The following is a 13,868-nucleotide window of genomic DNA, read 5'->3' on the forward strand; positions in this document are numbered from 1 at the left end:
AATCAGGCGCAATTCCGCACCAGCACGGCATTTCACCCCTTACGCCCCCGGCGTGGGTCATGCCAGAATGCCCGGCGTGCCCCTGCACCTTCCCGCCGCGCTGCACGCGGCCCTCTGGCAGCACGCCCGCACCCACCCCCACCACGAGGTCGTGGGCGCACTGGGCGGCGTCCAGCACGGCGAAACGTGGTGCGTACACACCCTGTATCCCCTGCCGAACATCGCGCCGGACCCCACCCGCGAGTACCTCGCCGACCCCACGTACCTGCTGCGCGCCCTGAAAGCCATGCGCGCCGAGAACCTGGACCTCGTGGGCCTGTACCACAGCCACCCGCGCGGCCCGGACCGGCCCAGCCGCACCGACACCCGGCTGGCTGCCTACGACGTCCCGTACCTGATCGCCGACCTGCGGGGCGGCACGCTGCGCGCCTACCTGCTGCCCGAAGCGCAGGAGGTCACGCTGCACGTCACGGAAAGACCGGAATGAGCGAGATTCACGCCCTGCACGGCTTCATCGGCTCGGGCAAGACCACGCTGGCCCGCACGCTGGAAACGCAGCTGGGCGCGCTGCGCTTCACGCCCGACGAGTGGATGACCACCCTGCACGGCGCCGACCCGTCCGTCGCCGAGTACCCGGCCATGCTGGCGCGCGTGCGGACCCTCATGCACGCGCAGTGGACGCGGGCGGTCACGCTGGGCGTCCCGGTCATCCTCGACGAGGGCCTGTGGACCCGCGCCAGCCGCGACGAGCTGCGCGCGCAGGCCGTCGCCCTGGGCGTGCCGCTGACCCTGCACGTCCTGCCCTTCGACCCGGCCAGCGCGTGGGAGCGGGTCGCCACACGCAACGACCAGCCCGGCGCGCACTACGTCGCCCCAGCCACCTTCGAGCTGTTCCTCCCGCGTTTCCAACCTCTGACGCCCGACGAGGAGCTCCTCCAGCGCGTCGTCCGGCCCTGATCAGGGCAGGCGGCCCACCCGTTCCAGCAGCAGGTCGAAGAATTCGGCGTCGCGCACGCCCACCGCCACCAGCGCGTTGGCAGGCTGACCGGTCACGCCGTACAGGTCGCAGACGGTGCGGCCCACGTTCAGGCCCTCGGTGGTCTCCACGCTGACGGGCATCGCCTGCCAGTCGAGCAGGTCCGGGCGGATCGCAGCAGCCACCGCCAGCGGGTCGTGCAGCGCCCCACCGTCCAGGCCGTAGCGGCGGCGGTACACGTCCGCGTAGAACGTGAGCAGCTCGGCGCAGGCCCCTCCCGCGCGGGTGCCCAGGGCGCGCAGCGCCGCGATGCGGTCCGGCCCCGCGACCGCATGCATGGTCACGTTCAGGCCCACCATCCGCAGCGGCACGCCACTTCCGAACACGACGTGCGCGGCATGCGGGTCGGCCAGCGCGTTGAACTCTGCGGCCGGCGTGCGGTTGCCCTGCGCGGTGCTGCCGCCCATCCACACGACCTCGCGGATCAAGGGCGCGAGGTCCGGCGCCAGCCGCAGCGCCAGCGCCACGTTCGTCAGCGGGCCGGTGGGGATCAGGGTCACCGCGCCCGGCATGGCGCGCACCGTGCGGATGATGAAATCCACGGCGTGCCCGGCCTCCGGCTCGCGGGCCGGGTCCGGTAGACCGTCGGCAGGCAGGCCCGAATCGCCGTGCACGGCCGCCGCGGTCAGTGCCGGGCGCACGAGCGGGCGATCCGCGCCCACGTACACGCCCACGCCGTCCGCCGCCGCGCCCGCCAGGGCCAGCGTCACCCCGGCGTTGCGGGTCGTGCGGTCCAGGGACACGTTGCCGTGCACGGTCGTCACGCCCAGCACCCGCAGGTCCTCCGGGCTGCCCAGCGCGAGCAGCCACGCCACCGCGTCGTCCAGGCCAGGGTCACCATCGAGAATCACGGGCAGCGGGTGCTTGGTCACGCGCGGCAGCATACCGCCCACAGAAAGGGGCGGCCCCCACCCGGGAAGCCGCCCCCCTGAACGTGGTTCTTAAGCCTGGGCGGTGCCGGGTTGCTGGGCGCCGGGCTGCGGCACTTCCTCACCGCGGATGGTGGCGATGGTCGCCTCCACGAGTTCCGCGAAGCCGCCCTTGTGCATCGCGGTGAGCAGTTCGATGGTCTTCGCGGCGTTCCCCTCGAACGCGAAGCCGGTGTTGTCCAGCTGGCAGCCGTTCATGGCGGTGCCGTCCGTGCCCTTGTACACGAGGAGGCACTCGACGAACGTGCAGTTCTGGAACTGGGTGCCGTCCAGTTCGATGCGTTTCTTGGTGAAGGTCTGGTTCTCGATGGTCTGCATGAGTGGACGTCCAGTGTACGCGAGGCGATGAAAGAGAGGAGGCCGCCCGGTCGCCCGGCGGCCCCCTGCCCCGTGCGGAATTACTTCCCGACGAACACGGCGGTGGTCAGCGCAGGCACCGTCACGCTGTTCCCGCTCGCGCGGCTGGTCTTCACGGTCGCGTCCGTGCTGGCGGCCAGCGCGGGGTGCAGGCTGAGGTTCAGGCCAGCCAGGGCCGCGTCGCTGAGGGTCACGCTCTGGCCGGTCGCGTTGAACACGACGACCACGTTGCGGTAGGGGTTGGTGGGGCTCACGGCGCCGCTGAGTTTCATGGCGATCACGCCCGGCTGCTGCTGCGGTCCCACGTTCAGGAACGTCAGGCCCTGCTGCACCTGCGCCCCCGTCTCCATGCGGAACAGGGTGCTGGAGTACCGGACGCGCAGCATCTCCTGGTAGTGGTCGAAGGCGCGCTTCACGTCGGTCGAGCTGACCTTCAGGGCGGTGTTCCCCAGCAGGCCGCGGTACAGGTCCCAGTTCGCGGCGTTCTTCTCGGCGGGCGGCAGGCCCTTGCCGAAGCCGTTGCTCTTGCCGGTGTAGTCCAGCGTGTTGAACCAGTCGCCGCTGTTGTAGCTGTCGGTGTCGAAGCTCTTGGAGCGCAGCATCTCATCCCCGGCGTAACTGAACGGCAGACCCTGCCCGAGCAGCACGACGCTGTTCGCGACGTTCTGCATGCGGGTCCGCTGGGCCGGGGTGGCGCTGGCGGGGGCTTTCAGGAGGATCGCGTCGAACAGCGTCTGGTTGTCGTGCGCGCTGACGTACGTGATCGCCTCGCGGGGGCTGGCGGCGTACCCGGCGGGCGCGCCGTTATAGCCGATTTCGGAGCCTTTCACGATCTTGCCGGTCGCGTCCGTGAAGCGGTAGTCGCGCAGGTTGCCGGTCAGGCCGATCCGCACCTGATCCGCCAGACGCAGCGCCCTGGCCCTGTCCGCGTTCACGGGTTGGCCGTTGGGTAGCACGAACAGTCCGGTGGCGAAGCCCTGCTCCTGCAGGCCGCCGAAGGGGTTCCCGCCGCGAACGGCGTCGCGCAGGCGGTCGTTGAAGGTCCCGATGCCCTGCCCGAACAGGTTGATCTGCGTGGCGTTTGTTCCGCGCCCACCGCCCTGCACCTCCCCGAAGTCCCAGCCCTCGCCGTAGAGGTAGATGCTCTTGCCGTCCACGCCGTCCTTCTGGACGGTCAGGGCGTCGAGCGCCTTGCGGGCGGCCTGCATGTCGGCGACCATGTGGTGGCCCATCAGGTCGAAGCGGAAGCCGTCTACCTTGTACGCCTTCGCCATCAGGACCAGCGTGTCCACCATGAGTTTGCGCATCATGACGTGCTCGGTGGCGGTGTTCGAGCAGCAGGTGCTGTTCTCCACCGCGCCGTTCGCGTTCAGGCGGTGGTAGTAGCCGGGCACGATCCGGTCCAGCACGCTGCGGTCCGCCTGTCCACTGGCGGCCGTGTGGTTGAACACGACGTCCTGCACGACGCGCAGCCCCATGCCGTTCAGCGCGGCGACCATGCGGCGGTACTCCAGCGTCCGCTGGTCCGGGTTCACGGCGTAGCTGCCTTCCGGCACCATGTAGTGGTACGGGTCGTAGCCCCAGTTGTACGCGTCCTGGTCCTTCACGGCGGTCACAGCCTTCTGCTGCTCGTCGCTGTTCGGCGCGAACTTGCCCAGGTCTCCCGTGGACTTCCACGCCGCCTTGTCCTCTTCGATGGTGGCGATGTCGAAGGTGGGCAGCAGGTGCACCGCCTTCAGCCCGGCGTTCGCCAGGGCCTTCAGGTGCTTCACGCCGTCGCTGGCCGCCTGCGCGAATGCGAGGTACGTGCCGCGCTGCGCCGCCGGGACCGTGCTGTCCGCCGCGCTGAAGTCCCGCAGGTGCAGTTCGTAGAAGCTCAGGTCACTCGCGGAGCGCAGCGCGGGCTTTTTCAGCGCGTCCCACGCCTGGGGTTTGGTGGCCGGATCGTTCAGGTCCACGAGCACCGAGCGGGTGCTGTTCCGCGTCAGCGCCACCGAGTACGGGTCGGTCACGAGGTTCGTCTCGACCTTCCCGGTCGAGGGCGCGTACACCTTCACCTCGTAGCGGTAGGCGGCGCCGCGCCAGGTCTGCGCGCCCCTGACGGTCCAGACGCCCTTCGCGTCGCGGGTCATCGGCACGACCGTCTCCTGACCACCGGCCAGGGTCAGGCGTAATTTGACGTCCTGCGCGGTCGGCGCCCACAGCCGCAGCGTCGGGGTGTTGCCCTGCCACTGCGCGCCCAGCGCGCCGTCATACGCGAACAGGTCGTCCAGCGCCCAGGCGGTCTGCACGCCGGTCGCGCCCAGCACCGTGCCGTCCGGCATGACGCTGCTCACCGCCACCTGACCCTGCAACGCGGTCCCGATGCGCGCGGCGTCCTCGGGCCGCACCCGCAGCAGCGCGTAGCCGCTCAGGTACGGCGCTTTCGCCTTCAGGGCGGCGCTCAGGCCCCCCTCGACTTCCTCCAGGGTCAGGCTGTCGCCGCCGTCCACCCCGACCGCCGACAGTTTCAGGCCGCCGCCCCGCGCGGCGTGCAGCGTCAGGAACGCGCCGGGCTGCACGAACTCCGGCTTCACCGCGATCAGGTCACGCGACAGCATCACCGCCTGCGCGCGCGTCAGGTCGCCCACCGTGCGCACACTCGTATCGGGCCTGGTGGTGTTCACGGTCGCGCTGCCACTCACGATCCACGCCTGATTGCCCATGTCGCTCGTCAGGAACTGATCGGCCCCCGGATCCTTATTGTCGCCGTTATGCACGATGAACCCCAGTTTCTTCCAGTCGGTCTTCATGGGCACGTCCCAGTACACGCCGAACGAATTCGTGCCCGTGGGCGTCAGGGGCTTGCTCCACTCGACCTGCGCGGTGGTGTCCTCCCAGGCGTGCAGGCCCCACCCGTCGTACTTGCCGTCCGGGCGGTAGTAGTTGATGCGGGCCACACCGGCCGGGACGGGCGGGTCGCTGAGCACGGCGGGCGCGCCGTACGCGAACTCGGCCTTGCCGCTCATGACGGTCACCTCGTTCCCCTTCGTCAGGTCGGCGAACATGTCGGCACCCGGGTCCTTCTCGTCGCCCTTGTGCACGATGAAGCCCACCTTCGCCGCGCCGTCCTTGAGAGGCACGTCCCAGTACGCGCCGCCCGCGTCCACGCCGGTGGGAGGGAGGGGTTTGCTCCACTCGACCTGCGCGCTGGTGTCTTCCCAGGCGTGCAGGCCCCACCCGTCGTACTTGCCGTCCGGGCGGACGTAGCGTACGCGCAGGACGTTCTTCGGGATGGGCTGCGCGGCCGAGGTGGCCGCCGGGGCCGCCGCCGGAGCGGTCGCGGCCGGAGTAGCGGCGGCCTGCGCGACCGGAACCTTGCTGGCGTCCACCGTGAACGGCCCGGCCTTCGCGTAGGCCACGTTCGCGCTGCCGGACTTCAGGAACAGTTCCCGGCCCCGGCTCAGGTCGAACCACAGATCCGCGCCCGGGTCCTTGTCGTCCCCCTTGTGCATGATGAAGCCCACCTTCTGCGCGCCGGGTTTCAGGGGAATGTCGTAGTACGCGCCGAAGTCGTCCCTGCCGCTCTGGGTCAGGGGTTTGTCCCAGGTGACCTGGGCGGTGGTGTCCTCCCAGAGGTGCAGGCCCCAGCCGGCGTACGCGCCGTCTGCACGTTGGTAGTGGACCCGCGCGGTGTCGGCGGGCAGGGATGTTTGCGCCGCTGCCGAAGCAGACAGCGCGACCGTCAGCAGGGTCGCCAGTCGTTTCATTGGTATGGAAATTGTAGCGCTTCCAAAACTGAAAGGGGGAGGGGCGACGGTCCGAAATTCCACGCGGCCATCCTGAAAACGTCGATCAGGGCGAACTTTCCGCCGCCTGCAGCCACCTCGACCCCGCGAGGCGTGAATGGAAGCGTTCCACAGCGCATCAAGTCCCCTTGACCCACCCCACACGCGCCCCACCCCGCCGCCCCCTACGCTGAGCCGCATGACCGGAACCGGACACCGAAGCGACGAGACCCTCGACCAGCCCCAGGAGAACCACAGCGACGCCGAGAGCCTGCGCCACATCCCCGCCGACTACGACGACCGTGGCGTCGTGCAGGACAGCCCCGGCAACCCCGACATCGGCGTCGAACACGGCGAACCCAACCGCCAGATGGACCCCGACAACGACAACACCAACGACGGGTAACCTCACATGAAGAGAGCGGCGCGCCGGGTTAACTGGCGCGCCGCTTCCACAGTTCAGCTGATCAGAATCGCAGTTCCAGTCCCAGTCCCGCTCCGAAGTTCCCGGCGCTCGTGCCGCGCACGAAAGCCCGCCAGCCCGCCGGGCCGAACACCGGTCCGCGCAGCCCCGCCTCGCCGTACAGCGCGTACACGTTGTCCCCGCCGAACGAGGGCAGCAGCGCCTGCCCGCCCAGCGTGGCGAAGGCGTCCACCTTCGACAGGGGAATGTTCAGGTCACGCAGCGTCAGGCCCAGCGCCACGCGGTTGAAGGTGGTGTCCGTGACGCGCCAGGGCCGCTCGGCGCTGCCCTCCACGCCCACCGTCCCGACGAACGGAATGGGCAGCAGGGCCGCGCCCGCGTGCACGCCGAAGCCCGTGGTGGTGGCGTCCGCCCCGGCCCACGCCACGGCGGCGGAGGCAGGCGCAGAGAGGGTCAGGGCGGCCAGCAGCGGAAGGAAACGCTTCATGCCCGCAGGCTAGCAGGCCTCGCGTGAGAACGTGACCGGACTTCCGATCTGACCGGGCCGCGACTCCGATCACGGCCCTGAGCATGTTCAGGCGAGCAGAGGGGGTCGGTCACCCGTCCAGGCGGACCTCGGCCACCTTGGCGAGCATGCGGAACGTCTGGAACAGGTGGTACGCGTCCGGGCTGTGCCACCCGACCGTGACGGCGTCCACGCGGGTCACGCCGGGAACGCGCTCGCACGCGTCCGCGCGGGCCTGGTGGTTGAAACTGACCTGCGCGTGCGCAGGCCAGCGGGTCACGTACGGCGCCGCGTCGCCCGCCGCCTCCACTGCCCGGCGCGCCCCGTCCCGGATGCGGCGCTGCGCCTCGCGCGGGTGCAGGTGCGCCGCCGCGAAGGCACTCAGGCCCTCCTTCACGGGCACCGTGACCACCCCAGCTCCCAGTTCCGCCGTGATCTCGCCCATGGCCACGTCGTCCCCGGACGCGAACAGCACCGGCACACCGTAATGCCCGGCCAGCAGGGCGTTCAGGCCGTACTCGCCGGTGCTCACGCCGTTCACGACCACGTCCCGGATGAAGCCGTTCCAGGTGTGCGCCAGCGGGCCGCGCACACTTCCGGCGCGCGCGTGGTAGCCCACGAACAGCAGGCCCACCACACCGGCCTCCTGCACGCCCTGCACCATGCTCAGCGGCTTGTCGTTCCCGCTCGTGAACCGCACCCCGTCGGGCAGCAGTTCCGGGATCAGGTTGCGCATGGTGTCGTGACTGTCGTTCACGAGCACGTCCGTCGCCCCGGCGTCCAGCGCGCCCTGCGCGGCGGCGGCCGCCTCCAGCGTCATGCGTTCACGGGCGCGTTCGTACTCCGCGCCGCTGACCAGTCCGCCGAATTCCGGGGGGCTGACCTGCACCCAGCTCGACACCCCGCACACGCCTTCCATGTCCACGCTGATCACCACTCGCCGTTCGGTCATGCCCGGAAGCGTACCAGCGGGCAGGGGAGGGGGCGCGCAGCGTGACCTGCGGCGGTCCCGTCGCGGCGCGGGCGTGTTAGCCTCATGCGTTATGAGCCGCGTGCCCCTGAAATCCGCCCGTGAAATCGACATCATGCGCCGCGCGGGCGCGCTCGTCGCCGACACCTTCCGAATTCTTGCGCCGTTCGTGAAACCCGGCGTGACCCTCAAGGAACTCGACCGCCTGGCCGAGGAACACATCCGCAAGGCCGGCGCGATTCCCGCGTACGTCGGGTACGGCCCGAAGAACAACCCCTTCCCCGGCACGATCTGCGCCAGCGTGAACGAGGTCATCTGCCACGGCATCCCCGACGCCCGCGAACTCAAGGACGGCGACATCATCGGCGTGGACATCGGCGTGCTGCTCGACGGCTACTACGGGGACGCCTGCACCACGTACACGGTCGGTCAGGTCAGCGCGGAGGTGCAGGGACTCGTGGACACCACCCGCGAGTCCCTGAAGGACGCGCTGGACCTCGTGAAGCCCGGCGCGCGCCTGGGGGACATCGGGCACGCCATCCAGAGCCTCGCCGAGGGCCGTGGGTACGGCGTGGTGCGCGAGTACACCGGGCACGGCATCGGCAAACGCCTGCACGAGGAACCCACCGTCCTGCACTACGGCGCGCGCTACACCGGCCTGAAACTCCAGCCGGGCATGGTGTTCACCATCGAACCCATGATCAACCTGGGCCGTCCCGAGACGCGCCTCCTCGCCGACGGCTGGACGGTCGTCACGGCCGACGGCAGCCCCAGCGCACAGTTCGAGCACACCGTCGTCGTCACCGCGAAGGGCCACGAGATCCTGACGGTGTGAACAGGCCCGCCGCGCCGACACCCCCGAAATTCCCGCGTGGCGGCGTCCGCGCGCCCAGCCCGGACCAGATAGAGGACGAGGCGACCCTGCGCGGCGCGCTGTTCGAGGGGGGCGACTGGCCCGCTCTGGCCGCGTTGCACAGCGTGACCTTCGCCGGGTGCGTGTTCCGCCGCGTGAACCTCACCGGCAGCACCTGGGAGCGGGTGCGGCTGCTGGACGTCCACTTCGAGGACTGCGACCTCAGCGGCGCGCGCTGGACGGACGTGAGCCTGGAACGGGCCGAGGTCACGGGCTCGCGCCTGCTGGGCCTCCAGGCGGCTGGCGTGCGCCTGCGGCACGTGCGCCTGACCCGCGTCCACGCGCCCCTGAGCGTCTGGCAGCGCGCCGACGCCCTGCACCTGCACCTCAGCGGTTGCGACCTCAGCGAGGCCAGCTTCATGGAGGCGAAACTGCCCGGAGCCGTGGTGCGGGACTGCCGCCTGCACCGCACCGACCTGCGCGGCGCGCAGCTGGACGGCGCGGACCTGCGCGGCAGCGCCCTGGGGGGCCTGCGCGCCGGGGCGGCCGACCTGCAGGGCGTCATGGTGGAGGCCGCGCAGGTGCTCGACCTCGCGCACCTGCTCGGCGTGACCGTCGCGGAACGGCCCGGCGACGCGTAGGCCGCCGGGGCCGCTTATTCCTCAGCTTTCCAGCGCCAGCCAGGTGTTCGGGCCGACCACGCCGTCCGACGTGAGACCTTTACTCGTCTGGAAGGATTTCACGGCGCTCTCGGTGCCGGGACCGAACGCGCCGTCCACCGTGACCGCGTACCCGCGCGCCGCGAGCTGCCCCTGCGCCGCCTGCACCGCCGGTCCGCTGTCCCCCCGGCGGACCGTGCGGATCAGGCGTTCCCAGGTGGCCGATCCGATCAGTCCGTCCGCCGTGAGGCCCACCCCTGCCTGGAAGGCGCTGACGGCCCTGGCGGTGCCGCTGCCGTAACTGCCGTCCGCCGTCAGGGTCTGCCCGGCGGCGATCAGCAGGCGCTGCGCGCTGCGGACGCGCTCGCCGGTCATGCCGGTCTTCGTGGTGGGCCAGATGCGGACCTGCACGCCCAGCCGCGCCGCCACGTCCGCGCGCAGTTGCGGGAGTTTCGCGTACAGCACGTCGCCGGGGCAGCTCGTGTTGTTGAAGTCCCGGTGCCCGTACAGTTCCGTGGCGGGAATGCCGTACTGCTGGCACAGCCACGCGCACAGACCCACCAGCGCGCTGTACTGCCCGCCCGGCGGCGAGACGGTCATGTACGTGCCCTCGTTCTCGATGCCGACCGCCACGTCGTTCTGCCCGTCACAGTGCGCGCCCTGCACGTGCTGCGTGCCGCCCTGCGCGGCCTCCAGGCTGCGGTGCCGGCCCTCCAGGACGTACCCGCCGCGACTGATCGTGAACTGCTGCCCGGAGTCGATCCACCCGCGCGAGAAGTGACTCTGCTGGATGGTCCGGGCCAGACTGAACGCCTGCGCCTGTGACAGGTCCGTGGAGTTCGCGCTGGCCGTGTGGTGCACCAGGATGCGCGTGGGCCGCGCCGCGAGCATCACGATGGGAGCGGTCGCGGGCTGCGCCAGCCACGCCGCGCAGGTCGAGATACTCGGCGCGGCCACCGCCAGTGAGTTCAGCCGCTCGGGCACGCGGGTCAGGGGAACGCCGCAACTGGCCAGGGCGGCACTGGCGCTTGCCAGCAGACCCAGTCTCAGCACGTCGCGTCGGTGGAGGCTGTTCATCGTCTTCTCCTCGGGGCAGCGGTGGGGAACGGGGACCGCGACCAGCGGCCCGATGGAGACGACCTGCGAAGGATGGGCCGGGGCCATACCGCAACGCTCCCCATTCCTGAGTGCGCCGGACCTTTCGCCGCGCGCGTGCGGGGCGGGCGGAGCAGTGACGCCAGAGCCACCGATGGCATCTGGGCGGGATCTGTCGCTTCGGTGCAGACTGGTCCGGCTGGCAAGGCTCGCGCCCGTGGGCGGCGGGTCGTCACGGTCAGTTCCACGCGCAGTGAACGTGGTTGCTGTGCCCGCCGGGCGGGTCGTAGTACGCGTTGAAGGTCTGCCCCGGATCACTGCCCGCCGCGAGGCACGCGTTGCGCGCCGCCGTGTGGGCGCTGTTCGGGCTGCTGAGGCTCACGCCGTTCCAGATGCCGATGTCGAACGCCAGACCCGCGTAGTGGTCCGAGTACGTGGAATGCACGCCGCCCGCGATGGAGGTGACGTAGAAACTGTTGCTGCGCGACATGTCGGACATGCCCTGCAACATGCTCTTTTTCAGGTAGACGGTCAGGCCGCAGTTGGCGTTGCTGGCGCAGCCGCGCGTGACGGCCCGCCCGGCGGCGGTGTCCAGCATGTTCTGCCGGGGGTTGCCGTTCGTGGTGCTGCTACTGGTGCCCAGCGTCACGCGGCTGGTGTTCAGGATGCTCTGCGCGAGGCTGGCCGTCGTGCCCGTCCCGCCGGTGCTGGCGCCGGTCACCAGGGCGTGCCAGGTGTTCAGGCCCACCACGCCGTCGGCGCTCAGGCCGCGTCTGGTCTGGAAGTCCCGCACGGCCGTGTTCGTGCCGGACCCGAACACGCCGTCCACGGTCACAGCCGTGTACCCGTACCCGCTGCGCAGCTGATCCTGCACAGCGCGCACGGCGTTGCTGCTGTCGCCCTGGCGCACGGTCACGATCAGTTTCTCCCAGGTGTTGCCGCCCACAATTCCGTCCACCGTCAGGCCGCTGGCGCTCTGGAAGGACCGCACGGCGCTGTCGGTCCCGGCACCGAACGCGCCGTCCACGCTCAGGGTGTACCCGCGGTGGCGCAGCAGGTACTGCAACGTGACCACGTCGCGGCCGCTGTCGCCCTGACGCAGCGCCTGCCACGTGAGCACGGACTGCGCGCCCAGCGTGGGCGTGGGGGACAGCGAGGTGGGGGCGCTGGGCGCGGCGCACCCGGCCAGGAGCACAGTGAGAAGCAGGGGAAGACGGACGCTCATGGGGACCTCCGGGCACGCGTCTGGGGAATGGGGGACTGTCCGGGTGAACGACCGGACCCCAGTGAATTGACGCGTGACCCTGACTGTAGCGCTTCCACCGTGGGGTCGCACGGTCTGGTGTCATGTGGCCGGTGGTGCGTCCCAGTGCATAGCAGGTGCAGTGGCAATCCCCCCGGCCGAACGCTCCGGGGGGCAGGGCTGACCGGCGGAGTCAGTGGGCTTTCAGCGTCTCGCCGTGCGCCGCGCCGAAACGGTCGCGCAGGAAGTGCCCCTGCGTGAGCAGCCGGTCGGCGGCCGCGTGGTCGTGCCGCAGCAGGTCGTCCAGGCCCTCGTTCAGGCGCTCCAGCTGTTCGCGCAGCAGCCCCTCGGGGTCGCGGCCCTGGGCGCGCAGCTGCTCGCGCCCGGCGGGGGTCAGGTGCAGGTAGGCGCGCAGGGTTTCCGGCAGGTACTCCAGGCGGATCTGCGCCAGCATGGTCCGCGAGCGTTCCTCGGCAGGTGGGGGCGTGTCCTCCAGGCGGCACAGCAGCGCCAGCGCGAACAGCCGGTGCGGTTCCGGCAGGCGCAGCGCCAGGGTCGGCGCATCATCCCCGGCGCTGAGGGTCGCCGGGGCGGGCAGGGCCGGGTGTTCCTGCGTCACGCGGGTGGGCAGGAAGCCGCGGCGCAGCGCCTCGCGTTCCAGTTCGTGACGGTGGATCATCTGGCGGCGCAGCAGCGGGAAACCGAACACGCTGCCGAAGAACAGGGCGGGGACGACGATCGCTTCAAGGTCCACGGGAACACCTCCAGGGGGCTATTGCGCTCGACTGTACCTGCCGGGCATGGGGGGCTCGTCCCCCGAAAGGCGGACCTGCCGGGCATGGCATCTACAATCTGGGGATGACTGTGTACTGGACCGGGGTGACGCCATCAGCGGCGTGACCTTCAAGGGAAAACGGCCGCGTGACCTCGCGGACGACGCGGCTGTCAGCGTGCGCGGCGTGCGCAAGAGCTTCCGCTCGCCGGGCGGCGCCGAGACGCGCGTACTGGACGACATCGACCTCGATATCCGCCGGGGTGAGTTCTTCAGCCTGCTGGGGCCGTCCGGCTGTGGCAAGACGACCCTGCTGCGCATCCTGGCGGGCTTCGAGCAGCCCGACGCGGGCGCGGTGCTGATCGGCGGGCAGGACATGACCGGCGTGCCGCCGCACAGGCGGGACGTGAACACGGTGTTCCAGAGTTACGCGCTGTTCCCGCACATGACCGTGCAGGACAACGTGGCGTTCGGCCTGCGCATGAAGGGTGTGCCTGCCGCGCAGATCCGGGGGCGGGTCATGCAGGCGCTGGAGCGGGTCCGCATCGCGGATTTCGCCACGCGCCGCCCGGATCAGCTGTCGGGCGGGCAGCGGCAGCGGGTGGCGCTGGCCCGCGCCATCGTGAACGAACCGCAGGTGCTGCTGCTGGACGAACCGCTGTCCGCGCTGGACCTGAAGCTCCGCAAGGAGTTGCAGGTGGAACTCGCCAACCTGCAGGAGACGCTGGGGATGACGTTCGTGTTCGTCACGCACGATCAGGAGGAGGCGCTGGTCATGAGCGACCGTATCGCCGTGATGAACCGGGGCCGCGTGGAACAGCTGGGCCGCGCCGAGGAACTGTACGAGCGTCCGAGGACGGCGTTCGTGGCGAACTTCCTGGGCAGCAGCAACCTGATCGAGGGCACCGTCCTGAGCGTGGACGGCCATGAGGCGACCGTGCAGACCGAGCACGGCCCGCTGCGCACCACCCACGGCGAGGGCCTGCGCCCCGGCCAGACCGTCACGCTGTCCGTCCGCCCCGAGAAACTGAGGATGGAACGCGACGACGAGACCGAAGGCAACGAGATCCGCGCCCGCGTGGACGACATCGTGTACACCGGCGCCGAGAACCAGTACCTCCTCCAGGCCGGCGGGCAGCAGCTCGTCGCGTTCCAGCTGAACGCCGACATCGGCGCGGACGAGGACTTCGACTACGACGAGCAGGTCGCCCTGTACCTGCCACCCGACAACCTCGTCGTACTGGAAGAAGCGTGATGG

The 13,868-nt window shown here is 70.4% G+C and carries 14 protein-coding genes; 6 read left to right on the forward strand and 8 right to left on the reverse strand.

Features of this window, described 5'->3' with window-relative positions; translation table 11 throughout:
- Nucleotides 1–67: 67 nt before the first annotated feature.
- A complete protein-coding gene (locus EXW95_RS17715; RefSeq protein WP_174369048.1) occupies nt 68–487 on the forward strand; it encodes a Mov34/MPN/PAD-1 family protein in 420 nt (139 codons plus the stop codon).
- Nucleotides 484–957, forward strand: coding sequence for an AAA family ATPase (locus EXW95_RS17720; protein ID WP_174368574.1), 474 nt, complete (start codon nt 484–486; stop codon nt 955–957). Before EXW95_RS17715 ends, EXW95_RS17720 begins: the two co-directional genes overlap by 4 nt.
- Here the strand turns inward: EXW95_RS17720 and EXW95_RS17725 are convergent, their stop codons facing one another.
- The 3 genes from EXW95_RS17725 to pulA form a co-directional block, all read right to left on the reverse strand.
- Complete coding sequence (locus tag EXW95_RS17725; protein WP_174368575.1) at nt 958–1,920, reverse strand: nucleoside hydrolase; 963 nt, start codon at nt 1,918–1,920, stop codon at nt 958–960.
- A gap of 57 nt (nt 1,921–1,977) precedes the next feature.
- Nucleotides 1,978–2,283, reverse strand: coding sequence for a hypothetical protein (locus EXW95_RS17730; RefSeq protein ID WP_174368576.1), 306 nt, complete (start codon nt 2,281–2,283; stop codon nt 1,978–1,980).
- An 80-nt stretch (nt 2,284–2,363) separates the two neighbouring features.
- The gene (pulA, locus tag EXW95_RS17735; protein ID WP_174368577.1) at nt 2,364–6,071 is read right to left on the reverse strand and encodes a pullulanase-type alpha-1,6-glucosidase; all 3,708 of its coding nucleotides are present in this window, start codon (nt 6,069–6,071) and stop codon (nt 2,364–2,366) included.
- 217 nt (nt 6,072–6,288) lie between these two features.
- Here pulA and EXW95_RS17740 point away from each other — a divergent pair, with 217 nt between their 5' ends.
- Nucleotides 6,289–6,495, forward strand: a complete 207-nt coding sequence (locus EXW95_RS17740) for a hypothetical protein (RefSeq protein WP_174368578.1) — start codon at nt 6,289–6,291, stop codon at nt 6,493–6,495.
- A gap of 61 nt (nt 6,496–6,556) precedes the next feature.
- On the opposite strand, the gene EXW95_RS17745 is transcribed toward EXW95_RS17740, so the two are convergent.
- Both EXW95_RS17745 and EXW95_RS17750 read right to left on the reverse strand, forming a co-directional pair.
- The gene (locus EXW95_RS17745; protein WP_174368579.1) at nt 6,557–7,000 is read right to left on the reverse strand and encodes a hypothetical protein; all 444 of its coding nucleotides are present in this window, start codon (nt 6,998–7,000) and stop codon (nt 6,557–6,559) included.
- Between the two features lie 109 nt (nt 7,001–7,109).
- A complete protein-coding gene (locus EXW95_RS17750) occupies nt 7,110–7,970 on the reverse strand; it encodes a M55 family metallopeptidase (protein ID WP_174368580.1) in 861 nt (286 codons plus the stop codon).
- 91 nt (nt 7,971–8,061) lie between these two features.
- Between EXW95_RS17750 and map the strand changes: the two genes are divergently transcribed.
- Both map and EXW95_RS17760 read left to right on the forward strand, forming a co-directional pair.
- Nucleotides 8,062–8,823 (forward strand): type I methionyl aminopeptidase, encoded by a 762-nt coding sequence (gene map / locus EXW95_RS17755; RefSeq protein ID WP_174368581.1) that lies wholly within the window; start codon nt 8,062–8,064, stop codon nt 8,821–8,823.
- The gene (locus EXW95_RS17760; RefSeq protein WP_174368582.1) at nt 8,820–9,482 is read left to right on the forward strand and encodes a pentapeptide repeat-containing protein; all 663 of its coding nucleotides are present in this window, start codon (nt 8,820–8,822) and stop codon (nt 9,480–9,482) included. The genes map and EXW95_RS17760 overlap by 4 nt, the downstream gene beginning before the upstream one ends.
- Nucleotides 9,483–9,503: 21 nt before the next feature.
- On the opposite strand, the gene EXW95_RS17765 is transcribed toward EXW95_RS17760, so the two are convergent.
- The 3 genes from EXW95_RS17765 to EXW95_RS17775 all read right to left on the reverse strand — a co-directional run bounded on the left by EXW95_RS17765 (nt 9,504) and on the right by EXW95_RS17775 (nt 12,592).
- Nucleotides 9,504–10,577 (reverse strand): N-acetylmuramoyl-L-alanine amidase, encoded by a 1,074-nt coding sequence (locus EXW95_RS17765; RefSeq protein ID WP_174368583.1) that lies wholly within the window; start codon nt 10,575–10,577, stop codon nt 9,504–9,506.
- Nucleotides 10,578–10,833: 256 nt separating this feature from the next.
- Complete coding sequence (locus EXW95_RS17770) at nt 10,834–11,820, reverse strand: peptidoglycan-binding protein (RefSeq protein WP_174368584.1); 987 nt, start codon at nt 11,818–11,820, stop codon at nt 10,834–10,836.
- Nucleotides 11,821–12,031: 211 nt separating this feature from the next.
- Entirely contained in the window at nt 12,032–12,592 is a 561-nt protein-coding gene (locus tag EXW95_RS17775; protein WP_174368585.1) for a hypothetical protein, read from the reverse strand.
- Nucleotides 12,593–12,734: 142 nt separating this feature from the next.
- On the opposite strand from EXW95_RS17775, the gene EXW95_RS17780 reads away from it, so the two are divergent.
- The gene (locus tag EXW95_RS17780; protein WP_371810146.1) at nt 12,735–13,865 is read left to right on the forward strand and encodes an ABC transporter ATP-binding protein; all 1,131 of its coding nucleotides are present in this window, start codon (nt 12,735–12,737) and stop codon (nt 13,863–13,865) included.
- Nucleotides 13,866–13,868 lie beyond the last annotated feature (3 nt).

The organism is Deinococcus sp. JMULE3 (assembly GCF_013337115.1).
In the GTDB taxonomy this organism is placed as follows: domain Bacteria; phylum Deinococcota; class Deinococci; order Deinococcales; family Deinococcaceae; genus Deinococcus.